We start from the raw sequence: 26,143 nt of genomic DNA on the forward strand, positions 1-26,143 counted from the left end.
GACACCGGATCGTAGCTGTCGGAAACTCTCACTGTTTGTACACGCCGAACTCGTACAGCGAATAGCCGAACCCGGTCCCGCGCTGCGTGCCGGTCAACCGGACATAGCGCCCCGAACCTGCCACCCCGAGGTCGTCGACGTCGCCGTTGCCGTCAGCCGTGCTGTAGAGCTGTCTCCAGCTGTTCCCGTCGTCCGACACCTCGATCCGGTAGGCCCGCGCGTACGCCGGCTCCCAGATCAGCTGGATGCGGTCGAACGACGTCACCTGCCCGAGGTCCACCTGCACCCACTGCGGATCCGACCAGTCGCTCGCCCAGCGCGTCGTCGCGTTTCCGTCGGTCACGTTCGACGGCGGGTACGGCGCTCCGTCGCCGACCTGCTGGTACGACGAGGCGGTCGCCGGCTTCCCGCGGGCCACATTGGTGCCGCTGACCGGAGGTGCGACCACGCGGAACGACCTGGTCTCGATCCCGACGTTGCCATGACCGTCACGGACGTAGTCGTACAGCTTCCACACCCCGAGCCGCTGCGGCACGGTCACGGTGAACGGCCCGTTCCCGCTCGACGGCGTCGTCACCAGGGCACCACTCCCGTCGATGTACTTCCCACCGACCTTGAACTCATGAGTGAGCGCGTCTCCGTCGGGATCGCTGACCGCTACGTTGACCGTGATCGTTCCGCCGGCCGGCACGTCCGTGGTCCGGCTCAGGTTCATGGCCGTGATCACCGGCGCGGTGTTCCCACCGGATGCGCCGCCGTACGCCTGCCGGACGGCGTACCAGGCCGGGCTCTTCTCGTTGCCGGGCGTGAGGTTGAACCAGACCGCGCCGAAGTCGTTCTCGCTGCCGTAGTGGAACAGGGTTGCGCCCAGCGCCACGCCGGTGTGACCGATGATGCAGTTCCAGGCCTGCGTGTAACCGTCACGCTTCTGCAGGTCGGTCGGCTGGTTCGGTACGCCGTTCGCGTCGTTCGGCACCTCCCACTCGCCGGCCGGTCCGCTCTCGGTGAGGATGTAGGGCTTGGTGTAACCGCCGTTGATCCAGTCCTGCTTCACCTGGCAGACGTGGCCGTAGGAGTTGACCGCGAGCAGGTCGAGGTCGGGCGAGTACTGCTTGAAGTACGGCCAGGCGCCGGTCCAGGCGTCCGTCGAGGTGACCGGGTGGTTCGGGTCGATGGCGTGGATCGCCTTCGCGGCGTCGTTGACGAACGTGGCGTACGCGATCCGCTGCTGCTCGAGCTCGGCGCCGGAGAAGCAGTTCTGCAGGCCGAGGACCGATTCGTTGCCGACGTCCCACAGCAGTACGCCCTGATTGTCCTTGTACTCCGTGGTCCAGCGCTGGATCTCCCCGAGCATCGTGGTCTTGTAGTTGGTGTCGGTGACGTAGTTGACGCAACCGCCGCTGCCGGGTCCACCACCAGGTTGGAGCCAGTAGCCGGCGACGACGCGCATGCCGTTCGCAGCCGCCGCGTCGAACAGCGGTTTGGAGCTCGCGTCGGTTCCCCAGGTCCGCACGGTGTTGACGCCGATCGACTTCAGCTCGGGCAGGCGTTGCGCGGCTTCTGTTGCCGGCGGCCCCCAAGTCAGGCCCTTGACCGTCCATGGCGCGTTGTTCACCAGCAACTGCCAGTTGCCCTGACTGCCGGCAACGCGGACAGTGCCGGAGCCTGGTGGCGGTCCGCCGGTACCAGGTGTGCCGTAGACCTTGAACTCCCAGAGCGAATAGCCGTAGCCGCCGACACGCTGGGTCCCGTAGAAGCGGACGTATCGTCCGGAACCGCTCACCGGGAGCGTCTCGGTGCCGCCGTGCCCGGTGGTCGTGCTGTACACCTGGTTCCACTGCGTGCCGTCGGCCGACACCTCGATCCGGTAGCCGGTCGCGTACGCCGCTTCCCACTGCAGCACGACCTGGTCGATGGTTGCCGTGGCGCCGAGATCCACCTGCAGCCATTGCGGATCCGCGAACGTGCTCGACCACCGCGTGCCGGGATCACCGTCGACGGCGGCGGTGGCCGGCGTACCCGCACCTTCGCTGGACGAGGCCGTCACCGGCTTGCCCTGCGAGAGCAGGCTCCCGGCCTGGGCCGACGTTTCGTGTGCAGCCGCGGGCTGGACGAGACTGCCCAGCAACAACAGTCCTGCCGCGGTCACGGCTGTGAATGACAAGAGTTTCATCGGGGCGGAACTCCTTCGGGAGAGAGATGAGAGAGCGCTCTCTCGCGGCACCGATGTTCCCCACCTCACCTGGGGTTGTCAATGGCTCGCTGCCGCTGCGCCGGTTCCGGAACCGACGGAGGGTTGACACCACCGGGCGGCCGGAACAAGGTGTTTCAGAGAGCGCTCTCCCGCGATTCGTCCACCCCGCGGGCTGCCCGATCCACCGCCCCCGCGGAATCCCCCGACCGGAGGAGTTCCGTGTTCCCGAGAAAGAAGAGAGTCCTGTACGCCGGTGGCACTGCCGCCGCCGTCATCGCCGCCCTGCTGACCGCCCTCGCCGGATCCACCGCGCAGGCCGACGACCTGGTCACGCATCACGAGTTCCAGGTCAACTGCACCGTCCATCACCGCGCTCCCGACGACCCGATCGTGTTCCCGAACCTGCCGGGCGCCTCCCACGAACACAGCTTCGTCGGCAACACGACGACGAACGCCGCCACGACGCTGGACAGCCTGAACGGCGCCGGCGCCTACTCGACGACCTGCCTGAATCCCGATGACCTGTCCGCCTACTGGTGGCCGACGATGTTCCGTGGCGACCAGCCGATCATCCAGACCTGGGCGCAGGTCATCTACTACAAGTCAGGAATCCTCAACTATCAACAGGTCCAGCCGTTCCCACCGGGGCTCAGGTTCGTGGTCGGCAGCCCGACTGCTACCCAGGACGCGTTCCGGACCGCGCCGGGCGCTGTCGAGGGCTGGGAGTGTGGAGACAGCTTCCACAACTGGGACTTCCCGGCCAGCTGCCCGGCCGGAACCCAGCTCAACATCCGTTACCAGGCCCCCAGTTGCTGGAACGGCCACGACCTCGACTCCGCCGACCACAAGAGTCACATGGCGTACCCGGTCGACGGGGTCTGCCCTGCCTCGCACCCGAATCCGGTGCCGATGCTGGAGTTCAAGATCGCGTTCCCCGCGGACGGCGACCTGACGGGCATCCGGCTCGCCAGCGGTCGTGGGTACTCCTGGCACTACGACTTCTTCAACGCGTGGGATCCGCCCACGCTCGCTGCCCTGGTGAGCCACTGCATCAACGGTGGTCTGCAGTGCAATTCCAAGGGGTTCGACCTCTACAAACCAGACCGCGGCCAGGCCCTCGGCGACAACTACCGCCTTCCCGGCCGGCCCTGACACCTCCTGCGGTGCCGGGCGTGGGCAGACCCCGGCACCGCAGGTCGATCCCCGAGGACCCCCATGCCGCTCCGCCCCGCCCTTCGCCTCCTGGCCGGCATCCTGACCGTCGGCCTTCTCACCGCCTGCGCCCCATCTACCCGGCCCACCTCGGCCCAGTCCTCCCCGACTCCTGCGATCCAGGCAGACTTCAACCCCACCGATGCCGCCTGGCTCGAGCTGATGATCCCGATGGACGACCAGTTCCTGCAGATCCTCGACCTCGCGCAGACCCGCTCGACGGACCCCGCGGTACGACGACTTGCCACCGCGCTGGTCCCCGCCCATCGGACCGAACTGCAGAAGCTCATCGCACTCCGGACCCAGGCGAACCTGCCGACCACGAACCCACATGAGGGCCACGACATGCCAGGGATGATGACAGCCGACGAGGTCGTTGCCCTAGGCAATCTCAACGGACCCGTCTTCGACCGCGTCCTCACCACCGAGATCCAGGACCACCTCACCCAGTCCGCCCTGATCACCCGCAGCGTCAAGGCCGCCGGCCACGCCCCCTCCGTCAAAACCCTCGCCACCCAGATCGAAAAGGACCGAACCGCACAACTCAGGCTGGCCACTCCGATCAGCCAGGTGATCTCGAGCTAGCGATCGCGGACGGCGATGCCTGGATAGTCCAGGACCAGTCCCGAGGCGTCGTAGACCAGCTCGCAGGCGAAGTCGAACGTCGCGGACTCGTAGTCGAACACGTGCCGCTCACCGTCGGAACTCAGCAGGGTGTAGCGCTGTTCGAGCCGGATCACGCTCAGGTCGTCGGCCTGGACGAACGCGGCCGGGACCTCGACCGGCTCGCCGAGGACGAACGGCAGCCGGTGGATCGGTAGCGTGTTCGTGACCGCCGATGACTCGAAGTCGACGTCAATGCATCCGTCGAGATCCGGCCGAGCCACCCCGTCGACGGTCCAGCCGCTCGTACTCCGTTCGAGCACGACCTCGCGCTCACCGGCCACCGTCGAGTTCACCGCGTGCACGGTCCGCGTCTGCCACTCGTCGTCGACCTCGATGCGGTAACCGACGTACCAGGTCGACTCGCCCTCGCGGGCCGACGTACGGCCGCGCAACCGGTGACCGTCCATGAAGAGCACCTCGAACCCGACCCGCACGCCGACGTGCGTCCACGAAGCGGCCCGGGGCATCGATTTCAGCTGCATGCTGAGACCCTAGCCACATGGAACTTGGGCCCGGGTACTCGAGTGGACACTACGACGCAATGCAACCGACGGACCTGTTGTACGCCGAGGTGCGGCAGCGGCGGGAGACGGGCTACGACATCGACGAGCTGGTGGGCGAAGCCAACCGGACCGACCCGGCCGACCGGGTCGCGGTGCTCGACCTGCTCGACCGGATGTCGTTGGCGGCTCGGGCACCCGGCTGGAATTACGTCGAGCCGGACGAGCTCGAGGACATCGAGGAGACACTCGCCGCGATCCCGGAGGCGTCGAAGGTGGACGACCTCGCGGACAAGATCCACGCCGCCTGGCTCGGGCGAATCGCCGGGTGCAACGTGGGGAAGCCGATCGAGTCGGGCGACTACTGGACGTCGGACCGGATCCGCGACTACCTGACACTCGCGGACGCGTACCCGCTGCGGGACTACGTGCCGGTCCTCGATCCGATGCCGGAAGGGTTCGAGCTGACGTCGTGCTGGCCGGAGACCACGCGCGGGAACGTCAGGGGTTCGGCGCGTGACGACGACATCGACTACCCGATCCTGGCGCTGCATCTGCTCGAGACGCATGGCAGCCGGCTGCGGCCCGAGGACGTCGGCGCGGCGTGGCTCCGGCTGTTCCCGGTCGGGCAGGTGTTCACGGCGGAGCGGGCGGCGTACGTGAATCTCGTGGACGGGTTCACGGTGCCTGAGGTGGCGCGACGGCGTAATCCGTACCGGGAGTGGATCGGCGCGCAGATCCGCGGGGATGTGTTCGGCTACGTGCACGCCGGCGATCCGTGGGCGGCCGCGCGGCTGTCGTACCAGGACGCCGCGTTGTCGCATGTCGGGAACGGGATCTACGGGGAGATGTGGGCGGCGGCACTGGTGGCGTCGGCGTTCACGGCGTCTTCACCGCGCGAGGCGGTCGAGCGGGCGTTGGCCGTCGTACCTCCGCAGTCCCGGTTGGCCGAGGCGATCCGCGACGTGCTGGAGTTCGAGGGCGCGTGGGAGGACGCGCTCCGGATGATCCAGGAGCGGTACGGCCACTACTCGTGGATCCACACCATCAACAACGCGGCGATCGTCGCGGCTGCCCTGCTCTGGTCGGACGGCGACTACCTGACCGGCGTCGGACGGGTGGTGATGAGTGGCTGGGACACCGACTCGAACGGCGCGACCGTCGGCTCGGTCCTCGGCATCCTCATCGGCACCCGGGACCTGCCGGAGCACCTGATCGCACCGCTCGAGAACCGGACCCGCTCGGCGCTGTTCGGCTTCGACAACTCGGTGATCTCCGACCTCGCCGACCGGACCGTGCGGCTGGCTGAGAGCGGGGGTCTGTTCGAGGGCTGACACGGTTAAGCAAGATCGCGGCATAACGCCTATCGTTCGTGGCAGGCGCTTTCCGTTGGAGGGGTGGATGCTGGACCGGTCGGAGTCGGCGCTGGGCACTGTGCTCCGGTCGCGGTTCTACCGTTCGGCGTTCCTCTCGCTGCTGATCGCCGGGGTCGGGTTGTCGGCGGCGACCCCGCAGCTGACGCTCTTCCTGGTCCGTGACCTCGGTACGCCGTTGCCGCTCGCCGGGCTGTACTACGTCACGAACGTGGCCTCTCCGATCGCCGGATACATCGTCGGCCGCTGGTCGGACCGGAGTCACGACCGGCTGCTGTGGTTCCGGATCTGCTCGGTGGTCGGAGCGGCCGGCTGGCTGCTGATGGCGTCGGCGAACGCGGTCTGGATGCCGTTCGTGATCAGCACGGTGGCCTTGAGCGTGGCAGGCGGGTCGATGGCGCAGCTGTTCGCCGCCTGCCGCGACGAGCTCAGCCGCCATCCGACCCGGGCCGAGAACCGGGTCATCGCGACCATCCGGATGGCGTTCACGACGGGCTGGATCCTCGGACCCGTCTTCGGCAGCTGGTTCGGCGGGGTGTTCGGGCTGCGGGCCCTGCTGGTCGCGACCGCGGCCTGCGTGTTCGGCGCGATCATCCCGCTCGGTCGCCAGCGCGTCGAGCGGTACGACGACCCGGCGCGCGTCAGGTCCGTGGAGCGGCGGCGGATCGACCACATGATGCCGTTGCTGGTGTTCACCGCGGTCTGCGTCCTCGCGATGACCGGCGACACCATCAAGTTCGGCTACCTGCCGATCTACATGGCCGAGCAGCTCCACGTCTCCGACTCCGTCCGCGGCCTGGTGATCGGCATCCAGCCGCTGCTCGAGCTGCTCCTGCTCCCGGTCGTCGCCCGCCTCGCCGACCGCTACGGCCCGATGCGAGCAATGACCGTCGGCGCCGTACTCGGGCTGTCCGGCAACCTCGCCTACGCCCTCAGCACGTCGGTCGCCGGCCTGTTCCTCGGGCAGGTGCTGAACGCGGGCCTCTGGGCGTGCGTCGGCGCGCTCGGCGTCTCGATCGCCCAGCACCTGTACCCGGAAGGCGCCGGCACCGCGTCCGGCGTCTTCCTCGGCGCGATCCCGCTCGGCTCGGCGATCGGCGGCACCATCGGCGGTATCGGTGTGGCCGCGATCGGCCTTCCGCACGTCTTCTTCATACCCGCCACCCTCACCGCCTTCGCGATCGCCGCCTTCACCGTGCTCAGCGTCCGCGAAGCCCATGCCCTAGCTGACAGCCGCCCGGATCGACTCGCGGAGTGAGCCGAGCGTCGCGACGACGGCGGTCGGTTCGTAGCCGCAGTGGGCCATGCAGTTCGCGCAGCGCGGGTCCTTGCCGCGACCGTAGCTGTCCCAGTCGGTGTCGTCGATGAGCTCCTGGTACGTCCCGACGTACCCGTCGTCCATCAGGTAGCACGGGCGCTGCCAGCCCTTCAGCGAGTACAGCGGGATCGCCCACGCCGTACAGCTGAAGTCGACCTTGCCCTCGAGGAAGTCGAGGAACAGCGGCGAGTGGTTCAGCCGCCACTTCTTCCGCCGGCCGTCGCCGAAGGCCTTGCGGAACAGCTGCCGGGTCTCCTCCGGGCCGAGCCAGTGCTCCTGGTCCGGCGCCTTCTCGTACGCGAATCCGGGCGAGATCTGCATGTTGTCGATCTTCAGCTCGTCGTTCAGGTAGTCGAGTACGTCGATGACGTCCTGCGGGCTGTCGGTGTCGAAGAACGTGGTGTTGGTCATCACCCGGAAGCCGGCCGCCTGCGCCTGCTTGATCGCCTCGACGGCCTGGTCGAACACGCCGTCCTTGCAGACCGACTGGTCGTGCCGCTCGCGCAGCCCGTCGATGTGCACCATCCAGGCGAAGTTCTTGTGCGGCGTGAACTTGTGCAGGTGCTTCGGCATCAGAACGGCGTTCGTGCACAGGAACACGATCTTGCCCCGGGCAAGCAACTGCCGGACGATCTCGTCGATCTCCTTGTGCATCAGCGGTTCGCCGCCGGCGATCGAGACCATCGGCGCACCGCATTCCTCGACCGCGGCAACCGCCTGCTCGACCGACATCCGCTTCTTCAGCCAGTCGTGGGTCTGCTGGATCTTCCCGCAGCCCGCGCACTTCAGGTTGCACGCGTACAGTGGTTCCAGCTCGAGCAGGATCGGGAACTTCTCCCGTCGCTTGAGCTTCTGCTTCATCAGGTACCCGCCCAGGCGGATGGACTGCCGTAGCGGCATGCTCATGGCTGACTCACTTCTTTCGGTAGCGCGAAGCGGACGTCCTCGGTCAGCGTCCCGTTCTCGGTGACGGATACCGGGCCCAGCCCGGACAAACAGCGGATCAGGTGGTCGACCAGCTCCGGCGGGGCCGACGCGCCAGCGGTGATGCCGATCCGCTCGGCACCGGCCAGGAGATCCAGCTCGAGCTCGCCGGCGTCGTCGACGAGTACGGCGCGGGTGCCGGCGGCCTCGGCGACTTCGGCGAGGCGTTTCGAGTTGGAGGAGTTCTGTGAACCCAGCACGATCACCAGGTCGGACTGCGCGGCGATCGCGCGGACGCCGGCCTGGCGGTTGCTGGTCGCGTAGCAGATGTCATCTCGTCGTGGTCCGGTCAGGGCTGGAAAGCGTCGTCGCAGTACTGCGGCTGTCTCGGCAGGCTCTTCGACGGCGAGCGTGGTCTGCATGGCGTAGCCGACCCTGGTCGGGTCGGGGAGTTGGACGGTCTCGGCTTCGGCGGGGTTGGCGACGACGATCACGTGCTCCGGGGCCTCGCCGACCGTGCCGATCACTTCCTCGTGGTCGGGGTGGCCGATGAGTACGACGGTCGTGTCGCGGGCGGCGTACCGGCGTACCTCGTGGTGCACCTTGGCGACGAGCGGGCAGGTGGCGTCGATGACCTTCAGGTGACGCTCGTCCGCCTGCTGTCGCACCGCCGGGGCGACACCGTGAGCCGCCAGGACGACGAGGCTGCCTTCCGGGACGGCGTCGAGCTCTTCGACGAAGACCGCGCCTCTACCTTCCAGGTCATTGACGACATGCCGGTTGTGAACGATCTGCCGACGCACATAAACCGGCGCCCCGAACCGCTCCAACGCCCGCTCCACCGTGTCGATCGCCCGCTCAACACCCGCACAAAACGACCGCGGTGTCGCCAGCAGCACCTCCCGCTCCCCGGTCGCTGCGGCCCACGCATCAATAGCCGGCGCGGTACGCCGCAACTGCATCAGCCCCCGCGCTCCCCGCACCGGCATCCCAACCCGCCGCAGCGGCCGCCCCGGCGTATCAACCACCACCCGAACGACGACGCTCTGCCCGTCCTCCCCCACCAACAACCCAGACTCGGTATCAACAGCAATCGCCCCAGCAGCCGCCAACGCGGCCCGCTCGGCAACCGAGTCGACGATGTGGTCGGTGGTAACAAGCGGCCCGACATGAACAGCCATCCCCAACCGCCGCAACTCCCCCGCAACAAGCTCAGCCCCAGAACACTCCACCACCCGCCCGACCTCGCCTGGGGCGGTCCGGCCGAGGTGGCGGATTTCGCTTGCGACGATCACGTCGCCGGGAGCGATCCCGTCGACCAAGGCGCCGGCTACTCCGGCTATGAGGGTGGGGCCTTGGGTGGGTTTGCCGCGGGATCGGCCGGTGCGGATGACGGGGGTCGTGAGTTTGTCGCGGAGGGCCAACCACTCGGCGTACAAGGGCGTGTAGACGATCGGGCTCATCGGTTTCTCCCGAGGTAGCGGCCCAGGGCCCAGATCGGGAAGACGAGGCGGTACAGGTGGTAGCCGATGTAGAAGTCGCCGGGGAAGCCCGTGCCGGTGTAGCGGTGCTCGTCCCAGCCGCCATCCGGGCGTTGCGTGTCGACGAGATAGCCGACCCCGCGGCGTACGGCGTCACCACGTTCACCAGCAGCTAGCAGCGTCAGCAGGCCCCACGCGGTCTGGGACGGCGTGGAATCACCGCGCCCGATCCACGACGGATCGACGTACGAGCGGAGGTCCTCGCCCCACCCGCCGTCCGCGTTCTGATGGTCCTCGACCCACCGCACCGCCCGCCGGATCACCGGATCGTCCGCCGGCATCCCGACAGCGATCAACGCAGGTACGACGGCACCGGTCCCATAGACGTGGTTCGTCCCCCAGCGACCGAACCAGGACCCGTCCTTCTCCTGCGAGTCCAGCAACCACCGCACCCCACGCCGGCACTCAGCAGAATCCGTCCGCCCTTCAGCCGCCAGCATCTCGACCACATGCGCGGTCACATCGGCCGACGGCGGATCGATCACCGCGCCGAAATCGCAGAACGGCAGCTTCAACGGCGTCGTGTCGGTGTTGTCCGCATCGAACGCACCCCACCCGCCGTCAGCAGACTGCATCCCCGCTGTCCACTCGACCGCATCGTCCAACGCCTTCCGCAACCGGCCCGGCTCGGGATGTTCCACCCGCCGCAGCGCCAGCACGATCTCCGCCGTGTCGTCCGTGTCCGGATAGCCGTCGTTCGCGAACTCGAACGCCCACCCGCCCGACACCAACCCGGGCCGGCGTACCTGCCAGTCCCCCGGCGCATCGATCTGCTCGGCCAGCAGCCAATCAGTTGCCTTGAGCACCGTCTTGTCATCCGGCTCGACCCCGGCGTCCAGCAACGCCCCGACCGCGAGGCCCGTATCCCACACCGGCGACTGACAAGCCTCCAACCACCGCGCAGGCCCCTCGGCGGTCTCGGTGTGCACAGTGAACCCGTCGAGCCCGCGCAAACCGGCCGCCATCACCGGATGATCGATCGCGTACCCCATCAGGTCCAGCGCGATCAACGAGTACACCCACGGCGGCTGGATCCCACCCCACCCGCCATCTGCCTCCTGCCGAGCAACGATCCACTCCACGGCCCGCCGCATCGCCAACCGCCGCAGCCCCTTCGCCGGCCCGCGCGGCCCCCACCGCGAGTACGCATTGAGTACGACGTCCAGCCGCTGGAACGCCCCGTCGAGCGACCACGGCGCCGAGCGCGGCGACGACGCCGTACCAGCCCGCAGCACCTCCACGGTGAAGGCGACCGGCCGCACCGGACGATGCGCGCTCACGATCGTCAGCGGGACGATCGTCTGCCGCGCCCAGCATGCCCAGTTGTAGACATTCAACGGCACCCGGCTGGGCAGGAAGATCAACTCGGGCGGCAGATCAGGACAGTCGTCCCACGACCACAAGCCGAACAACGCCAGCCAGATGTGCGTGAACACCCGCGCCTGCTCGACCCCGCCCGCCGACCGGATGAACGACGCAGCCCGAGCCAGATGCGCAGCACCCGGATCGTCACCCGCCATCCGCAGCGCGACCCACGACTCCACCGTCGTCGACAGGTCACCCGGCCCACCCGGGAACGTCGCCCAAGTGCCGTCTTCACGCTGCTGTGACCGGATCCACCGCGCCGTCTCTGCGTCCGTCTGCGCGGACGCCACGCCGAGGAAGTGCCGCAGCATCAGGTCCTCGGCATCCATCGTCACATTGGTTGCCAGGTCGCCCTTCCACCAGCCGTCGTCGTGCTGCAACGAGCGCAGATACGCCACCGCCGCGTCCAAACACTCCTCGACGCGTACGTCGGACCGCTCGGCGTCGGCCACCTGCTCCGCCGTCACAGCTGCCGCTCCGCGATGAACTGGGCCAACTGGTCGAGCTGATCCCGGTTGGCCGGCGCGATACCCGCGGCATCCAGCGCCTTCCCGGCCTTACGCACTCGTTCCTCGGCCTCGGCCAACGCCCACTCCCGCCCGCCCGCGTTCTCCACGAGTACGGCGGCCCGTCGTACGTCGTCCTCGCTCGGAGTACCCGTCTCCGCGAACCATGCGGCGAGCTCGCGCCCGTGCGCACCGCCGTACTCGAGGGACCACACAACAGGAAGCGTCTTCTTGTGCGCACGCAGGTCGGAGAACACCGGCTTGCCGGTCTTCTCCGGCGCACCCCAGATACCGAGTAGGTCGTCGACGATCTGGAAGGCCAGCCCGAGCTCCCAGCCGTACGTCCGGAACGCGTCGCACGTCGCCGCATCGGCACCCGCCAGGATCGCCCCGAGCTCCGCCGATGCGCCGAGCAACGAGCTGGTCTTGCCGGCCGCCATGTCGACGCACTCCGACAGGCTGACGGACTCGCGGCGTTCGAACGCCACGTCGAGCACCTGCCCGCGGATCAGCTCGCGCGTGGCGACGGCGAGGGCGTGTCCGGCGCGAACGGCGTACGGCGAGTTGCACTCGGCAAGTACTTCGTCCGCGAGACAAGCCAGCGCGTCGCCGACCAGGACCGCGGTCGCGTCGCCCCAGATCGCCCAGACGGTACGACGATGGCGGCGTTGCGTGTCGCGGTCCATCAGGTCGTCGTGGATGAGCGAGAAGTTGTGGATCAGCTCGACCGCGACGCCGCCGGGGACGGCCGGCCCGGGTGATCCGCAGACGGCCTCGGCGACGAGCAGCGTCAGGCCCGGACGGATCGCCTTGCCGGAGTTGCCGCCGGTCGGTCGTCCCTGGTCGTCACACCAGCCGAAGTGGTAGTTCGCGACCAACCGGGTGTGCTCGTCGAGACGATCCAGTGCGTGGCGCAGTCGCGGGTCGACCAACTCACGCCCACGAGCGAGCAGATCCAGCACATTAGTTGCCGAAGGCATCCTCTCCACGGCCGTCACGAGACCACATCCTCGACCGACGGCGCGGATGTGGTCAGGACGGAGGCGGCCGCGGCCTCGCCGCTGCGCACGGCGCCCTCCATGGTGGCGGGCCAGCCGGTGGCGGTCCAGGCGCCGGCCAGGTGCAGGCCGGGGCGGGTGGTGGTCGCGTCGGGGCGGAAACGGCCGGTGCCTGGCGCCGGCCGGAAGGTGGCTTGTCGCTCTCGGGTCACGAAGAACTCCTTCACACGCGCGTCGGCGGCCGCGGGGAGCAGCCGCCGGAGGGCAGGCACAAGGACGTCGCGCAGTTCGGCAACCGGGGTGTCGATCAGGTCATCGGCCGCCGACAACGAGACGGCGAGGTACTGCTCGGCCGGATTGCTTCCGCTCTGGACGGTCCGGTCGAAGACCCACTGGAGTGGACTGTCGACGCCGGCAACGAACGGCTCGTCGAGCACCACGCGATCGAACACCACGTGCGCGTTGACGATCGGAGAGCTGCCGAGTGCCTCCGCCCACCCGGCCGGCAGGTCCACCGCGTCGTCCGGCAGCAGGCTCGCCGCCTCGGCCGGCGGCACCGCCAGTACGACGTCGTCGTACCTCTCCCCCTCGATCGTCCAACCACCATCCACCGCATCCAGAGCCCGAACCCGCGCCCGCAACCGAACAGCAACCCCTGCAGCAGTCAACGCACGCGCCGCAGCCTCGCCGTGCAACTGCTGCAACGGCACCAACGACCAACCGATATCCGCCGCATCACTCCTCTCCAGCAGTCCGACCTGGAACACCGTCGCCGCAACGGCAAGCGACGCGTTGTCGGCACGCGCGTTCAGCGTCGCGATGCCGATCAACTCCCACAGCGCCTCCACCGCCCGCGCGTCCTGCCCATGCGCGGCGAGCCAATCTCCGAACGACTGCGCATCCGTCTCGGCAGCCGTCCGATCCACCCGCCCCATCGCCAACGCACCCCGCACCGCAGCAACCCGCTCGGGCACACTCAGCCAGCGGTACGTCGCCAACGCCGGGCCGAGATGCAACGGTGCCGGCATCGCATTGCGCCGGATCCGCCCGACGCCGCCACGCTCCCCACTCCGCACCGGCACGTCGAGCCGCGGCTGCAGGTGCACCTGATCCCGCACGCCCAGCCGATCGAGCAGCCCGAGGTACGACGTACAGCAGCGCAGGAACACGTGCTGGCCGTTGTCGATCCAGCGTCCGTCCCGCTCGAACGAATGGGTCAGACCACCCAACTTCGGCCGCCCCTCCAACAGCACCACCTCACACCCGGCATCGGCCAGCTGTAGCGCTGCCGTGATCCCTGCCAGACCACCTCCGACAACGGCCACCCTTCTCATGAGCGGGCCCCCGCCAGCGAAGCGAGCGCAACCTGTGCCTTCTCCCCCGCCGACAACGACAACCGCTGGTCGTACACGAGCACAGGGTTCGCTCCGATCCGGCGGAGGAGGTGGTGGTAGATGCCCGACATCGCGCGGCAGGACGCGCCGCTGCGCCAGTCGAGGTACGGGAGCAGACGCCAGCCGAGCGAGTACCAGTCCTGCGCGCGGCCCGCGGCGTACCGGATGTAGCCGGCCAACCGGCCTTGGGGGTCGTCGAGGTTGCCGTGCTCGTCGAGTTCGATCCGGACGCCGAAGCGTTCCAGTTCGTCGGCCGGTAAGTAGATCCGGTCGTTGGTCAGGTCCTCCCGGATGTCGCGGAGGATGTTGGTCTGCTGGAGGGCGATACCCAGCTGATCGGCGTACAGGGCGAGCGTCTCGAGGTCCGCGGAGCCGGTCGGGCCGAAGATCGACAGACACAGCCGGCCGACCGAACCCGCGACGCGCCGGCAGTACACGACCAACTCGTCGAAGTCGCCGATGCGTACTTCGGTCAGGTCGGTCTCGACACCCGCAACCAGTTCCTCGAACGCGCCGAGCGGCACCGGATACCGGCGCGCCGCGTCGGCGACCGCGACGTACACAGGCTCGTGAATGTCGCCCAGCCGGCCGAGATCCTTGCGTACTCCGGCAAGCGCGGTGCGCTTGTCCTCCAACGGGAGGTCGCCGTCACCGATGTCGTCGATCCGCCGCGCCAACGCGTACAGCGCCGAGAGAGCGTTGCGCTTCGGCGTCGGGAGCAGGCGGATGCCGTAGTAGAAGTTGCGCGCCTCGGTGCGCGTGATGTCCAGGCAGGCTGCGTACGCTTCCTCGACCGTCGACGTCATCGGGCGACCGCCTTGACCAGCAAGCGCACGGTGTCGAACTTCGACGGACTCGCCTGATGGGACAACACATCACCTCCGGTACGACGCAACGCCCGGACCGTCGCCTGACCGCCGGCCACGAACCCGGCCACGGAGATCCGCGCCCAGCCGTGCAACCGGCCGACGATCGCTGCACCTTCGTCGAGCATCTTCGCGGCCCTCGCAGTCTCGAAAATCATCAACTCGCGCAGTTGCTGTGTCGCCTGGCCCCGATCGAGATCGGTCTCGGCAACGCCGTACGTCATGAGGTCCGTCTGCGGCAGGTAGATCCGGCCGGCGCGGCGATCCTCGCCGACGTCCTGCCAGTGCTCGACCAGCTGCAACGCCGTACACACCAGGTCGGACAGACGCTCGGTCTCGGGATCGTGGACCTCGAACACGCCGAGCACCATCCGGCCGACGGGATCGGCGGAGAGGCGGCAGTAGCCGAGGAGGTCCTCGAACGTCGGGTAGCGCGTAACCGTCTGGTCCTGCAGGTTGGCCTGGATCAGGCGGTGGAAGGGATCAGGCGGCAGATCGTGCTGGTGGACGATCGGGCGCAGACGGCGCAGTACCGGATGGTCCGGCTCTTCGCCGGCCCAGATGCGGTCGAGATCGACCGTGAACGCGCGCAAGGCCGCCGTACGGTCGCCGGCGTAGCTGTCGCCGAGCTCGTCCACTGTTCGGGCGTAGCCGTAGACAGCGTGCAGCGACTCCCGGTGCCCGGCGGGCAGGAGCTTGAGTGCGACAGGAAAGTTCTCGGTGAGTTCCTTTCTGCCCAATTGACGGTCGGAAGCGGCATTCTGCACTCCGTCTGGATGCACAGTTCCATGATGGGAAGCGGTTTCGTGCCAACTCTGCCCCGTTGACGCACATTCGGAGCGCTGAAACTTGTCACGGAGTTACAGTTCTCGTGGAGGACCTCTTCGATGACCATCGCAACCTTCGACCGTGCCCGGCTCGAGGACGCCCTGATCGACGGACTGCCCGCCCTGGTCGCCGAGGTGCGCGACCGGCTGGCCGAGCACTGGCCGGACTACGCTGCCTTCCTCGACACCGACCGGGACGCGGTCGTCAAACCGGCCGAGCTGTTCGTACATCGCCTGCTGGACATGTCGATCGCGAACCTGATCAACCCCGAGCAGACCACGCTCGACCGCGGCGACGAGACGGTGCGGCGGGTCTTCGAGGAGATCGGCCGCCGCCAACTGCAGGAGGGCAACGATCTCACCCGATTGCTGACAGCCTTTCAGTTAGGCGCCCGCGTCGCCTGGCGGCATGTCGCCGCAACAGCGCTCCGGCTGGATTTCGCGCCGGACAACCTCGCCGCCCTGGCCGACTCGGTCTTTGTGTTCGTCAACCAACTGTCTTTCTCGGCAGCCAACGGTTATTTGCAGGAGCAGATCGAGGACGCGATGGCGCGCGAACGGCGCCGCGAGGACCTCGCCAACCTCCTGCTGTCCGGCCGCGCCGGCACGGAAGCGATCCGGACCGCCGCACAGCAGGCCGCGTGGCGGATCCCCGAGACCGCCGCGGTCGTCATCTACAGCGACGGCGACCAGGAGCCGGCCGGGACGCTGGTGGCCCGGCTCGAGCCCGGCGCGCTGCCGATCCGCCGCAACGCGGTCGTGGTCGGCGCCATCATTCCGGAACCGTCGGGTCCGGGTCGCCGGCTGCAGCTGAGTCGGGAGCTCGCCGGAATGGGTGCGGTGGTCGGCAATTCGGTCGCGCTCGCCCAGCTCCCCCGCAGCCTGGAGATCGCGCGGATCGCGGTCCGGTTGCGGAACACCGGCGTACTGACCGATGACCCGGTGTTCGCGGACGAGCATCTCGACGCGCTGATCGTCTGGCGGGACGAGGCCCTGGTCGCCGCGTTACGCGAGGAGATGCTCGCACCGCTCGCCGGCGAGACCGAGGCTGCCCGCGAGCGGCTCGCGGAAACGCTGGCCAGCTGGCTGAAGCATTTCGGCGACCGGCAGGCGATCGCGCACGAGCTGAGCATCCACCCACAGACCGTGCGCTATCGGATGGCGCGCCTCAGGGCCTTGTACGGCGATCGCCTCGACGACCCCGAATCACGCGCTCGCCTCTTCCTGGCCCTCGAGTGGCCCGGTCCTTAACCGCGCCAGCGCCTGATCGAGGTGCGCGGCGAGCGCCGGCCCGTCGATCAGTTGCGGATCGGTCGCCAGCCCGATGCCGAGGATGCCCGTCCAGCTCAGCGCACCCACTGCGAGCGGAGTCCCCGGAACGAGCGGCAGGATCGGGTAGACGCGATCGTGGGGCACACCAGCGAACGACATCTGTTCGGTCGTGCCGGGCATGTTCGAGACCACCGCGTGCAGGAATCGTTGCCCGTACACCGTCGGCGCGAACCACCGCGCGAACGGCTCCGGCACGATCCGCAGTCCGGTTGCCAGCACGAACCGTGAGGCGAGCGCCCGCGTCGGCCGCTGCAGTCGCTTGGTCCGCGCTGACACCTCGGTGAGCAACTCGTCGAACGGCCGTCCGTCCACCGGCACCTCGACCATGATCGCCGCCGTCGCATTACCCTCGGCCGCGCTGTCAGGCGTTCGGACCATCGTGGTCACCGAGAAGCGCAGGTGCCCGTTCACCGCGTGCGCGAGTCCGGGCGCGACGGCGTACACGCTGTCGGCGAGCAGGGCGATCAGCAGGTCGGTGACGCGTACGCAGCGGGCGGACGCGGCTCGGCGTACGACGTCGAGCCCGACAGTGGCTGTGTCGAATTCGCGGCGCAAGGAGCCGGGTGGCAGCTTGGCGGCAGTACCGTCCGTCGCGAGCTGGGCAAGACCGACAGCCGTGGCGGCGGCTCGCGTCAACCGGCCGGGGGCGGGGCCGGACGGCAGCTCGATCTTGGTCGGGGGCTCGAACAGGCTGAAGGTCTGCAGGACGGTTCCGATGCCGTCGGCAATCGAATGGTGGACCAGCACCACCAGCCCGTCCGCTCCGCCCGGGCCGACGTCGCGGACGATCGCGATCCGCCACATCGGGCGGTCCCTGGGCATCGGCTGCTCGGCCAGGTCGGCGACGTACCGCATCAATCCGGCGTACCCGTCGGTGGACTGGTGTTCGACGACATGCCAGTCCAGATCGACGTGGTCGGCCTCGATCCAGCGCGGCCGGCGCCAGCGCGACGACGGGCCAAGTCGCTGATGCATCCGCGGCAACCGCGCGAACCCGTCCGCGACCAGCCTGCGGACCTCGTCGATCGTCGGCCGATGGCCGGACGGTTCGAGCACGACGATGCCGCCGACGTGCTGCGGTGCGCCGGTCCGCTCGATGTGCAGGAAGAAGGCGTCCGCGGACGGTACGACGATGCCCTTCACCGTGGTCTCACCTGTTCGCCGAACCTGGCCGACAACCGGCGATACAGTCCCGGCGCAAGCGCGCGGACCACGGGTGCGACGCGGAGCCAACCGGGAACCCAGATCTCGGCGCGGTCGTTGGCGATGCCATCGACCAGCGCCCGCGCGACGTCGGCGGCGGGCAGCGGACGCGGGCGCTTGCGGTCGTACGGCCGGCCGCGAGCGCTGAAGAAACCGGTGTCGACGACGCCCGGGATGATCAGGCTCACGGATACACCAGTACCACGAATCTCCAGCCGGAGGCTCTCGGCGAAGACGTCGAGTGCGGCTTTCGTCGCGGCGTACACGGCTTCACCGGCAACCGCCGTACGGCCCGCGATCGAGCCCACCAGCGCGATGTGCCCGCTCCCCCGCTCGACCATCGACGGAAGCAAGCGCCTGACCAGCTGCAGCGGCGCCAGCAGATCCAGCGCGACCAACTGGTCGATCTCCTCGGCCCGCATCTGCACGAACGGCCCCGACCACCCGAGCCCGGCGTTCGCGACCAGGACATCGATCCGGCCATGCACGGCCAGCGCAGCATCCGCCACCTCAGCCGCGTTGCCCGCCGCCGCAAGATCTCCCAGGACCGGTACACCGTCGACACGCCCGGCGACCTCTGCGGTTCGCTCCGCATCGCGTCCGTGCACCACAACCCGAGCCCCCGCCACCGCGAGCCGCTCGGCCACCGCAGCGCCGATCCCCGCCGACGCACCGGTGACCAGCGCAACCTTTCCGTCCAGCCGCATGACACCTCCCAGTGCTCAGCATGATGCCAAGAGCAACCAGGTGAGCGCCGCGACGGGCGAGGCCGAAGGGTCAGGCGCGGACGGCAAGCGCAGTGAGCAGGGCCGAGACGATCCCGCCGTACAGGACGAGCAAGGCGATGAACGGGAGCACACTGCCGACAGGTGCTCGCGTCCGGACGCTCTTGGTCTCGAAGTAGTTCAGGCTCGGACCCCAGCCGAACGGCGACAGTGGTGGCTCGCCGTTGGTACTCCCTGGCAGCCCGTGACCGCCGTAGGTCGGCATCGATCCGTCTGGCAACGCAGGCGGCGGCGCCGCCTTCTCCTCAAAAGGCACGGCTGTTCCTCCCCAGGAACCCACCTGCCGTCGCTCCTCAGCATCCCCAGCCGGCAAGGTGTCAGACCCCACTCTGCACTACCAATACGAGACCTGGCATCCCACCAATTCCGGGTGTTCACGGACCGTCAACCTGTAGGCACGTGACGTATATACGCCCGTGCACCGCGACTGGCATCCTCGTGCCGTTCCTTTCCGCCCTGAACTAAGTTCTGAAGGAGCATTTCGATGAAAGTGTCCGCCCGCCGCACGCTCGGCGTGGTCCTCGGAACCGCCGCCCTGATCGTCACCTCGGCCACGCTGGCGTTCGCCGCACCGCCGCCGAGCCTCCCGCAGAACGCCGACGGCTACGAGCAGTCGTTCTCGCCGGCGTACGACTACGACGTCGACGGGTGCTACGCCACCCCCGCCATCGGAGCCGACGGCACGCTCAATCCGGGTCTCAACCCGACCGGCGCCGTGAACGGCAACTGCCGGGACCAGTCCGACCTCGACAACTCACAGACCTACTCGCGCGAAAAGTGCAACAACGGCTGGTGCGCGGTCGTCTACGCCAGCTACTTCGAGAAGGACCAGGCGCTGCCCGGCAGCAGTCTCGGCGGTCACCGGCACGACTGGGAGCACGTGATCTCCTGGATCAACCAGGCGTCGAACCAGGTCGAGTACGTGACCACGACGCAGCACTCGAGCCAGGTCACCTACCCCCGCTCGCAGGTCCGGTTCGACGGCTCGCACCCGAAGGTCGTCTACCACAAGGACGGCGCGAGCACGCACTTCTTCCGCCTTGCCAACAGCAACGACGAGCCGCCGGAGAACCACTACCACAACTGGCGGTACCCGCCGCTGGTCGGGTGGAACGGCTACCCGAGCACGTCGCTGCGCGACATCCTGATGAACGCCGACTTCGGCTCGGCCACGATCAAGATCACCGACAAGGACGACCGGTTCCGCAACCTGCTGAACGCGTCCAAGCCGTCCGGGATCCCGTTCGACCCCTGGGCCTGACGACCCGAAAGGGCGCGCTCAGTCCTCCTGGGCGCGCCCGCCAGGTGTGGTCAGCGAATCGGCGACCAGCTCGATCATCGCCTCGTGCCGCTCAGCCGCCGTGTCAGCCTGACCGAGCGCAACCGTGTCCAGGAAGACCCGGCTGACCACGAGCTCGGCCGCCGCCTGCACCCGGTTCGGCCCCGCGACCACATCATCGGCCCCGGCCAGTACGTCGGCCACAGTCTCGGTCGCCTCGGCGAACAGCTCCGCCGCCCGCTCCGCGATCTCCGGCCGCCCCTGCGCCTCCCGGAACACGATGATCCGGGCAGCCCGGTCGTGCTCCAATTCCTCCGCCATCGTCGCCACGACCGCCCGCAACCGCAGCCGTACGGTGCGGCCCTGCGCGACGGACCGCAGTACCTCGCTCGGCGTCGGACGCTCCTGCACGATCGCGAGCAGCAGGTCGAGCTTGGTCGCGAAGTGGTAGAACACCAGACCGGACGGTACGCCGGCCTCGTGCGCGATCCGTGCCGTCGATGTCGCGTCGTACCCGTGCTCGGCGAACAGCCGCTCGGCAGTCTCGATGATGACCTGCCGCTTGGTGTGACGCGCGTGCGCGGATGCCGTCATGATCCGGCGGGCCAGGCCTCGCCCTTCCGCTCGGCGCCGAGCTCGGCGGCTCGTCGCAGGGACTTGAAGACGTAGTCGGGCACCCGGAGTCCGCGCCGGTTCGCGAACATCAGCTCGTACTCCGCGCGGCCGATCTTGCGTGCATAGTCACGCAGCTCGGCCTCGCCGCCCGCGCTGATCTCCAAAGCTTCCATCACGTCACCGAACTCGGCCCGCTGCCGCTTGTTGTAGGCGCCCACGACATCGAACGTACGCTTCCGCAGCGCGCGCGTCAGCCACCGCTGCCATCCGGACAGTTGTCCCCAGAGCTCCTGCGCGGCCATCTGGTAGTAGGCGAAGTGCCCCGGCTCCTGCCGCTTGATCGGCGCGACCACGGTGGCGGCGATCGCCCGCTCGCCGAGCTCGAGCAGTCCGGCGTGAAGCTTGTTGTAGGCAAGCACTGCCGAGCGCTCGGTCGCCAGACCGGTCAGGTAGTAGAGCATCCGGCTGATGTCCTGTACTCCGGGCATCCTGCCGAGCGCACCGAGCAACTTGAGCTTGAAGTCGACATCGGTCAGGTTCGGTTCGTGTGCCTCGATCCCGGCCAGCTCCTGCATCTGGTCCAGGATCAGGCCGTGCCGCGTCTCCTGCGGCATCCAGACGTCCGCGTAGAAGCGCCGGTCGACCTCGGGCGGGTCCGGCAGCAGGATGTTCAATTCCAGCACGTTCCGCTCGACCTCGAGCTCGACGCGCGTCATGTAGGCCAGCACCGACCCGAAGCGCTCGGCCAGCAGCCGCGGGCGCTTCATCGTGTAGTCGACGCTCTCGAGCGGAATCGGCGGATGTTCCTCGCCGAGACGTTCGACGTGGTCGGCCAGCTTGGAGTCTTCCCGGCGCTTGCGGCTTCGCCGGCGCGGGACGGTGGTGATATCGCTCAACGACATAAGGCGGCACCTCGCTCGTTCGACAGGGATGCCAGCTCGATCCCCCACAGGTAAGCCTAACAAAGTAACTGACTGATCAGTCAGTCAGAAGCTGTGACGCCAGCAACACGACAGCGGGCGGCGGTCCAAGAGGACCACCGCCCGCTGTTCAGGTAAAGCTATTTAGCGATCGTGTAGCTGATTGTGTCGTTGCGCAGAGCGTCGCCATCGATCTTCACGATGCGCAGTGTGTGCGGTCCGTTCTTCAGACCGGTCGCGCTGAACACCTGCTGGTTGGTCAGACGGACATCGCCGTGCAGGTTCACCCGGCGTACCAGCTTGCCGTCGACGAAGACGTCGGCGTTCCCCTGGTCCGGAGCGAGCTCCGTGCTCCACGCGACCCCGGTGCCGGTGAAGCTGAAGTCGACCGCCGCGCCGTTCGCCGTGGTGGCATGGATGTCGTCGCGGTAGTCACCCCGGAACCGGAAGTCCAGCGGCAAGGTGCCTGCTGCCAGCTTCGCGAGGTACGCCGCCTTGATCGTCACGACGTTCCCGGCAACCGTGTAGTCGGCGCCCTTGACCAGATCCACACCGGCTTTCGAGATACCGGCCAGCTCGCCCGGATCGCGGCCCAGCTGCACGCTGACGTCAGCCGGGGAGCCCTTGTCGAAGGTCGCCGAGTCCGGGTTCAGCAGGCTCTCCTGCCGGATGTTCAGCTTGTCGAGCAGCATGAACTGACCGGACTTCTTCACCGCGCGGATCGTGTGCGAGCCGTTCGGCAGGTCCGAGATGCTGTAGACGACCTGCTGCGGTTTGTTGTGCCCCTGCGACGGATCCAGGTACGTGCTCACCGTCTGCTTGAACTGGCCGTCCACGTAGACGTCGACGTCGCCCTGGCCGGGGTCGGTCTCGGTCACGTAGTCGACGCCGGTGCCGACGAAGCTGTACGAGAACGAGTCGCCGTCGGTCTCGCTCCAGGCCACGTCGTCCTTGTAGTCACCGAGACCGCGACCCGTGCTCTGGTGCCACGTGCCGGTGTAGACGATCTGCGGGTCGTCGTTGTTGACCTCGAGCGTCCGCGAACCGACGTCGGCGGACTTGGCCTGCGACGAGTCGGTGACCGTCACGGTCAGCGGCTCGGACACCGACGGTACTTCGTAGTTGTTGTTGCGCTGCCACTCGCCGTCGTACCCGACCCGCAGGTCGTCGTCGTTGACCCGGATCGTCGAACCCTTCTGCGGCGTGACCTTCAGCAACTGGACGCCGTGGATCGGGATGTCCTTACCGGTGAAGCCGCTCGCGAACTGGCCGAGATCCTTGTGCGCCCACAGATCCCGGACCTTCGCCGGACCGGTCAGGCCCAGGTCGGACCAGTTGACCGTCATGTCCGAGTCGGTCTGGCCGAGGTTGAACAGGGCAACGGTGTAGCTGCTGTCCGGGTTCAGCGAGTACCAGACCTGCTTGTTGGTCTTCATCGACACTGGCTGCGCCGGCCGGCCGGCCTGGTTGACCGCAATCACTTCAGGGTTCGTCAGCAGGCTCAGCCCGTAGTCGTCCAGTCGGGTCATGTCGTTGCCGACGTACATCGGCGCCGCCGAGACCGCCCACAAGGTTGCCGCCGTACGGCGCTCGTCCTTCGTGAGACCGTCCATCTGCCCGTTGCCGACGTCGAGCGAGTCGAGATCGTTCCAGCCGCCCGGTCCTGCGTAGCGCCACCAGTCCGCCAGCTTCGGGAACAGCCGGTTGATGTTCTGCCACTGCGTCAGCGCGACGCCCGGGCAGTAACACTCGACGTCCCACTCGATCCGCCACCCGTTCGCGTACTGCTTCCAGGTATTGGCGTAGTTGATGTCGACCGCCCAGGACAGCTCGAGCCAGATCTTGTGCCGGGCCAGCGCCGCGGACCACGCCTTCACGTCACCCCGGGCGTCGAGCGACAGGTCGCTGACCCCCGAGCCGGGCGTGACGCTGTCGAACTTCAGGAAGTCCAGGCCCCAGGAGCCGAACAGGTCGGCGATCGAGTCGATGTACTTCTGCGCGCAGGGCTTGGAGAAGTCGATCTTGTAGCCGATACCCCAGTAGTCCGCCTTCTGCAGCGGCTGCACCGGCAGGTCACCGGTCCTGCACTCGGGAGCGCCGTACACCGGCAGGTTGGCGTCGATGACCTCCTTGCCGATGCCGGGGATCGCGTACAGGCCGACCTTCTGGCCGTTGGCGTGGATGTGGTCGATCACCGCCTGCAGCCCGTCCGGATAGAGCTTCTTGCTCGGCACCGGACGGCCGTACCCGTCGATCCCGTCGTTCCAGCCGGCGTCGATGTTGATGTTCTTGTACCCGTACGGCTGGAGCTTCTTGTGCATCGCGTCGGACTGCTTGATCAACTGGTCCGCCGAGATCCAGTTCCCGGCGCCGTCGTACACCTGCATGCTGTAACTGCTCCACCCCATGTACGGGTGCAGAGCGATATCGCCGGCCGGGCCGCCGGACTGGACGGTGGTGGTCGCGACCGCCGGAGCCTGGACGGCCTGCTGCGGGGCAGCCGTCTTGGGCGCGATCGGAGGCGTGCTCTCGGGTGCTGCTGCGGACGTTGTAGCCGTCAAACCTGCCGGCAGCAGTACGGCGGCGACGAGACCGGTAAGCACGGTCCGCACCCTCCTGCTCCGAACGGATCTGGTCATGGCGGTGACCTCTCTGAGAGAACCGAATCGGATAGGATATTGGTTCTATTTACTTAACCGTGTCAAGATTCTGGCCCGGATTACTTCCAGGTCGCCGGTCCGGCCGAGCCCGCGTCGTACTCGTCGAGGGGTACTTCGCCGGCGCGCCACGCGGCGAGAACAGGCTCGACGATCTCCCAGCACCGTTCGGCCACGTCACCGCGCACCGAGAGGAGTGGGTCGCCACGGAGGATGCCGCTGAGCACCTCGCCGTACGGCAGGACCGATGAGGACGGCAGCGTCGCGTCGAGGAAGACCTGGCCCATCGTGTACGGGCCGTCGACGCCGAGCGCCGGCACGGACAGGGACAGCTCGCCCGGGTTCAGACCGATCCGGAGCGTCTCGCCGTCGCGCGCGCCGTTCAGGCCGGACGGCAGGTGACGCAGCGGCTTGAACTTGACCACGATCTCCTTGCGCGCGACCCCGAGCGCCTTGCCCGAGCGCAGCGTGAACGGGACACCGGCCCAGCGGTTCGTGTCGACCTCGACCGTGACCTCGGCCAGCGTCTCGGTCCCCCGCTCCGCGTCGACCCCGGCCTCATCGGCGTACGACGGAACCACGCGATCGTCGGCGATCCCCGCGGCGTACCGCGCCCGGCGGCCCGCCTCGATCGCGGAGCCGCGGTACAGATGCGTACTGCGCAGCGCCCGCGCCATCTCGCTGCGGACCTCGACGGCGTCCATCGTCGCCGGAGCGTCCATCGCGAGCAGTGCGAGGACGAGAAGCAGGTGGCTCTGGATCATGTCCACGAGCGCGCCCGCGTTGTCGTAGTACTGCGCGCGTCCCTCGAGACCGAGCGTCTCGTCGTAGACGATCTCGACGCTCTCGATGTGCTCGGCGTTCCAGACCGGCTCGAACAGGCGGTTGGCGAAGCGGAGGCCGATCAGGTTCAGGACCGCGGTGCGGCCGAGGAAGTGGTCGACGCGGTGCACGTTCTCCTCGGGCACGAGCGAGCCGACCAGCTGGTTCAGCGCGGCCGCGGATTCGGCGTCGGTGCCGAACGGCTTCTCGAAGGCCAGCTCGGTCCCTTCCGGCAGCTCGACCTCGCGGAGCTTCTCGACGATCGCCGTCGTCACGGCCGGCGGCAGCGAGAAGTACAGGACCGGTGCCGGACCGGCCAGCTCCAGGAGCGCGCGGAGGTGCTCGACATCGGTCGGGTCACCGGCGACGTACTCCGTCGTTGCCAGCGTGTCCGCCGCAACCTGCCCGATCTCGCCGTGGCCGGCGAATGCGGACCGGACCCGGTCCGTCCATTCCTCCGGGGCGAGCGGTGACCGGCCGGTGCCGATGATGCGCACACCGGTCGCGCGCGGCCCGGCGAGCAGACTGCCCAGACCGGGCAGCAGCAGCCGCGAACTCAGATCGCCGCTGGCACCGAAGATGACCAGGGTCCGTTGGCCGGTATGTTGACCTGCACCCGCCGAGGATCGCTCGACCGGTAGCAGGGCCGCATGCGTAGTGATGATGCCTCCCAAGACTCGTGGCTCATCCGTGGAGCCACACCCAAAGACGCAACCGCGCCGAGGGTAATCGCATTCCCCCTAGGTCCTGTCTGGTGATCCAGCGCCGTAGCGAGGAGGTGCTCGGTGCGGTGCATCGGCGTGCGGGGGCGAAGGTCTCGATGCGGAGCATCGTGGCCTTTGCACC

22 protein-coding genes are annotated in these 26,143 nt (G+C 68.2%); 6 read left to right on the plus strand and 16 right to left on the minus strand.

Annotated elements, in window-relative coordinates:
* Positions 1-28 precede the first annotated feature (28 nt).
* Positions 29-2,173, minus strand: coding sequence for a discoidin domain-containing protein (locus OHA10_RS34010; protein WP_371402874.1), 2,145 nt, complete (start codon positions 2,171-2,173; stop codon positions 29-31).
* A 240-nt stretch (positions 2,174-2,413) separates the two neighbouring features.
* Here OHA10_RS34010 and OHA10_RS34015 point away from each other — a divergent pair, with 240 nt between their 5' ends.
* Entirely contained in the window at positions 2,414-3,346 is a 933-nt protein-coding gene (locus OHA10_RS34015; protein ID WP_371402875.1) for a DUF1996 domain-containing protein, read from the plus strand.
* A gap of 63 nt (positions 3,347-3,409) precedes the next feature.
* Complete coding sequence (locus OHA10_RS34020) at positions 3,410-3,991, plus strand: DUF305 domain-containing protein (RefSeq protein WP_371402876.1); 582 nt, start codon at positions 3,410-3,412, stop codon at positions 3,989-3,991.
* Here OHA10_RS34020 and OHA10_RS34025 read toward each other — a convergent pair.
* Entirely contained in the window at positions 3,988-4,554 is a 567-nt protein-coding gene (locus OHA10_RS34025; protein ID WP_371402877.1) for a putative glycolipid-binding domain-containing protein, read from the minus strand. The two genes, OHA10_RS34020 and OHA10_RS34025, sit on opposite strands and share 4 nt — an antisense overlap.
* A gap of 59 nt (positions 4,555-4,613) precedes the next feature.
* Here OHA10_RS34025 and OHA10_RS34030 point away from each other — a divergent pair, with 59 nt between their 5' ends.
* Positions 4,614-5,906: an ADP-ribosylglycohydrolase family protein gene (locus tag OHA10_RS34030; RefSeq protein WP_371402878.1), complete on the plus strand. Its 1,293-nt coding sequence runs from the start codon at positions 4,614-4,616 to the stop codon at positions 5,904-5,906.
* A 67-nt stretch (positions 5,907-5,973) separates the two neighbouring features.
* Complete coding sequence (locus OHA10_RS34035; protein WP_371402879.1) at positions 5,974-7,203, plus strand: MFS transporter; 1,230 nt, start codon at positions 5,974-5,976, stop codon at positions 7,201-7,203.
* On the opposite strand, the gene hpnH is transcribed toward OHA10_RS34035, so the two are convergent.
* Genes hpnH through hpnC form a run of 7 tightly spaced genes read right to left on the minus strand, consistent with a single transcriptional unit; the run spans position 7,168 to position 15,597 of the window.
* Positions 7,168-8,169 (minus strand): adenosyl-hopene transferase HpnH, encoded by a 1,002-nt coding sequence (gene hpnH, locus OHA10_RS34040; protein WP_371402880.1) that lies wholly within the window; start codon positions 8,167-8,169, stop codon positions 7,168-7,170. The two genes, OHA10_RS34035 and hpnH, sit on opposite strands and share 36 nt — an antisense overlap.
* A complete protein-coding gene (gene ispH, locus OHA10_RS34045; protein WP_371402881.1) occupies positions 8,166-9,650 on the minus strand; it encodes a 4-hydroxy-3-methylbut-2-enyl diphosphate reductase in 1,485 nt (494 codons plus the stop codon). Before ispH ends, hpnH begins: the two co-directional genes overlap by 4 nt.
* A complete protein-coding gene (gene shc / locus OHA10_RS34050) occupies positions 9,647-11,560 on the minus strand; it encodes a squalene--hopene cyclase (RefSeq protein ID WP_371402882.1) in 1,914 nt (637 codons plus the stop codon). The genes ispH and shc overlap by 4 nt, the downstream gene beginning before the upstream one ends.
* Positions 11,557-12,597, minus strand: coding sequence for a polyprenyl synthetase family protein (locus tag OHA10_RS34055; protein ID WP_371402883.1), 1,041 nt, complete (start codon positions 12,595-12,597; stop codon positions 11,557-11,559). Before OHA10_RS34055 ends, shc begins: the two co-directional genes overlap by 4 nt.
* Positions 12,594-13,931 (minus strand): hydroxysqualene dehydroxylase HpnE, encoded by a 1,338-nt coding sequence (hpnE, locus tag OHA10_RS34060; RefSeq protein WP_371402884.1) that lies wholly within the window; start codon positions 13,929-13,931, stop codon positions 12,594-12,596. Before hpnE ends, OHA10_RS34055 begins: the two co-directional genes overlap by 4 nt.
* Positions 13,928-14,797, minus strand: coding sequence for a squalene/phytoene synthase family protein (locus OHA10_RS34065; protein WP_371402885.1), 870 nt, complete (start codon positions 14,795-14,797; stop codon positions 13,928-13,930). Before OHA10_RS34065 ends, hpnE begins: the two co-directional genes overlap by 4 nt.
* Complete coding sequence (gene hpnC, locus OHA10_RS34070; RefSeq protein ID WP_371402886.1) at positions 14,794-15,597, minus strand: squalene synthase HpnC; 804 nt, start codon at positions 15,595-15,597, stop codon at positions 14,794-14,796. The genes OHA10_RS34065 and hpnC overlap by 4 nt, the downstream gene beginning before the upstream one ends.
* Positions 15,598-15,744: 147 nt before the next feature.
* On the opposite strand from hpnC, the gene OHA10_RS34075 reads away from it, so the two are divergent.
* Positions 15,745-16,935 (plus strand): PucR family transcriptional regulator, encoded by a 1,191-nt coding sequence (locus OHA10_RS34075; protein ID WP_371402887.1) that lies wholly within the window; start codon positions 15,745-15,747, stop codon positions 16,933-16,935.
* On the opposite strand, the gene OHA10_RS34080 is transcribed toward OHA10_RS34075, so the two are convergent.
* From OHA10_RS34080 to OHA10_RS34090, 3 genes are all read right to left on the minus strand, one after another.
* Positions 16,891-18,159, minus strand: coding sequence for a WS/DGAT domain-containing protein (locus OHA10_RS34080; protein ID WP_371402888.1), 1,269 nt, complete (start codon positions 18,157-18,159; stop codon positions 16,891-16,893). The two genes, OHA10_RS34075 and OHA10_RS34080, sit on opposite strands and share 45 nt — an antisense overlap.
* Positions 18,156-18,926, minus strand: a complete 771-nt coding sequence (locus OHA10_RS34085; protein WP_371402889.1) for an SDR family NAD(P)-dependent oxidoreductase — start codon at positions 18,924-18,926, stop codon at positions 18,156-18,158. The genes OHA10_RS34080 and OHA10_RS34085 overlap by 4 nt, the downstream gene beginning before the upstream one ends.
* 70 nt (positions 18,927-18,996) lie before the next feature.
* The gene (locus tag OHA10_RS34090; RefSeq protein WP_371402890.1) at positions 18,997-19,260 is read right to left on the minus strand and encodes a hypothetical protein; all 264 of its coding nucleotides are present in this window, start codon (positions 19,258-19,260) and stop codon (positions 18,997-18,999) included.
* Positions 19,261-19,488: 228 nt separating this feature from the next.
* Between OHA10_RS34090 and OHA10_RS34095 the strand changes: the two genes are divergently transcribed.
* The gene (locus OHA10_RS34095) at positions 19,489-20,265 is read left to right on the plus strand and encodes an NPP1 family protein (RefSeq protein ID WP_371402891.1); all 777 of its coding nucleotides are present in this window, start codon (positions 19,489-19,491) and stop codon (positions 20,263-20,265) included.
* A gap of 18 nt (positions 20,266-20,283) precedes the next feature.
* On the opposite strand, the gene OHA10_RS34100 is transcribed toward OHA10_RS34095, so the two are convergent.
* The 4 genes from OHA10_RS34100 to OHA10_RS34115 all read right to left on the minus strand — a co-directional run bounded on the left by OHA10_RS34100 (position 20,284) and on the right by OHA10_RS34115 (position 25,971).
* Entirely contained in the window at positions 20,284-20,877 is a 594-nt protein-coding gene (locus tag OHA10_RS34100) for a TetR/AcrR family transcriptional regulator (RefSeq protein WP_371402892.1), read from the minus strand.
* Positions 20,874-21,800 (minus strand): GTP-binding protein LepA, encoded by a 927-nt coding sequence (locus tag OHA10_RS34105; RefSeq protein WP_371402893.1) that lies wholly within the window; start codon positions 21,798-21,800, stop codon positions 20,874-20,876. The genes OHA10_RS34100 and OHA10_RS34105 overlap by 4 nt, the downstream gene beginning before the upstream one ends.
* 158 nt (positions 21,801-21,958) lie before the next feature.
* The gene (locus tag OHA10_RS34110) at positions 21,959-24,430 is read right to left on the minus strand and encodes a X2-like carbohydrate binding domain-containing protein (protein ID WP_371402894.1); all 2,472 of its coding nucleotides are present in this window, start codon (positions 24,428-24,430) and stop codon (positions 21,959-21,961) included.
* 107 nt (positions 24,431-24,537) lie between these two features.
* Positions 24,538-25,971, minus strand: coding sequence for a glucose-6-phosphate dehydrogenase (locus OHA10_RS34115; protein WP_371402895.1), 1,434 nt, complete (start codon positions 25,969-25,971; stop codon positions 24,538-24,540).
* Positions 25,972-26,143 lie beyond the last annotated feature (172 nt).

The sequence above is a fragment of the Kribbella sp. NBC_00662 genome (genome assembly GCF_041430295.1).
GTDB lineage: Bacteria > Actinomycetota > Actinomycetes > Propionibacteriales > Kribbellaceae > Kribbella.

Excerpts from the sequence above, each read along its gene's own strand:
- OHA10_RS34105 (WP_371402893.1), bottom strand. The coding sequence starts at position 21,800 with ATGTCGTTGAGCGATATCACCACCGTCCCGCGCCGGCGAAGCCGCAAG.
- OHA10_RS34020 (WP_371402876.1), top strand. The coding sequence starts at position 3,410 with ATGCCGCTCCGCCCCGCCCTTCGCCTCCTGGCCGGCATCCTGACCGTC.
- hpnE (WP_371402884.1), bottom strand. The coding sequence starts at position 13,931 with ATGAGAAGGGTGGCCGTTGTCGGAGGTGGTCTGGCAGGGATCACGGCA.
- OHA10_RS34010 (WP_371402874.1), bottom strand. The coding sequence starts at position 2,173 with ATGAAACTCTTGTCATTCACAGCCGTGACCGCGGCAGGACTGTTGTTG.
- hpnH (WP_371402880.1), bottom strand. The coding sequence starts at position 8,169 with ATGAGCATGCCGCTACGGCAGTCCATCCGCCTGGGCGGGTACCTGATG.
- ispH (WP_371402881.1), bottom strand. The coding sequence starts at position 9,650 with ATGAGCCCGATCGTCTACACGCCCTTGTACGCCGAGTGGTTGGCCCTC.
- OHA10_RS34025 (WP_371402877.1), bottom strand. The coding sequence starts at position 4,554 with ATGCAGCTGAAATCGATGCCCCGGGCCGCTTCGTGGACGCACGTCGGC.
- OHA10_RS34030 (WP_371402878.1), top strand. The coding sequence starts at position 4,614 with ATGCAACCGACGGACCTGTTGTACGCCGAGGTGCGGCAGCGGCGGGAG.
- OHA10_RS34085 (WP_371402889.1), bottom strand. The coding sequence starts at position 18,926 with ATGCGGCTGGACGGAAAGGTTGCGCTGGTCACCGGTGCGTCGGCGGGG.
- OHA10_RS34100 (WP_371402892.1), bottom strand. The coding sequence starts at position 20,877 with ATGACGGCATCCGCGCACGCGCGTCACACCAAGCGGCAGGTCATCATC.
- OHA10_RS34065 (WP_371402885.1), bottom strand. The coding sequence starts at position 14,797 with ATGACGTCGACGGTCGAGGAAGCGTACGCAGCCTGCCTGGACATCACG.
- OHA10_RS34035 (WP_371402879.1), top strand. The coding sequence starts at position 5,974 with ATGCTGGACCGGTCGGAGTCGGCGCTGGGCACTGTGCTCCGGTCGCGG.
- OHA10_RS34075 (WP_371402887.1), top strand. The coding sequence starts at position 15,745 with ATGACCATCGCAACCTTCGACCGTGCCCGGCTCGAGGACGCCCTGATC.
- OHA10_RS34095 (WP_371402891.1), top strand. The coding sequence starts at position 19,489 with ATGAAAGTGTCCGCCCGCCGCACGCTCGGCGTGGTCCTCGGAACCGCC.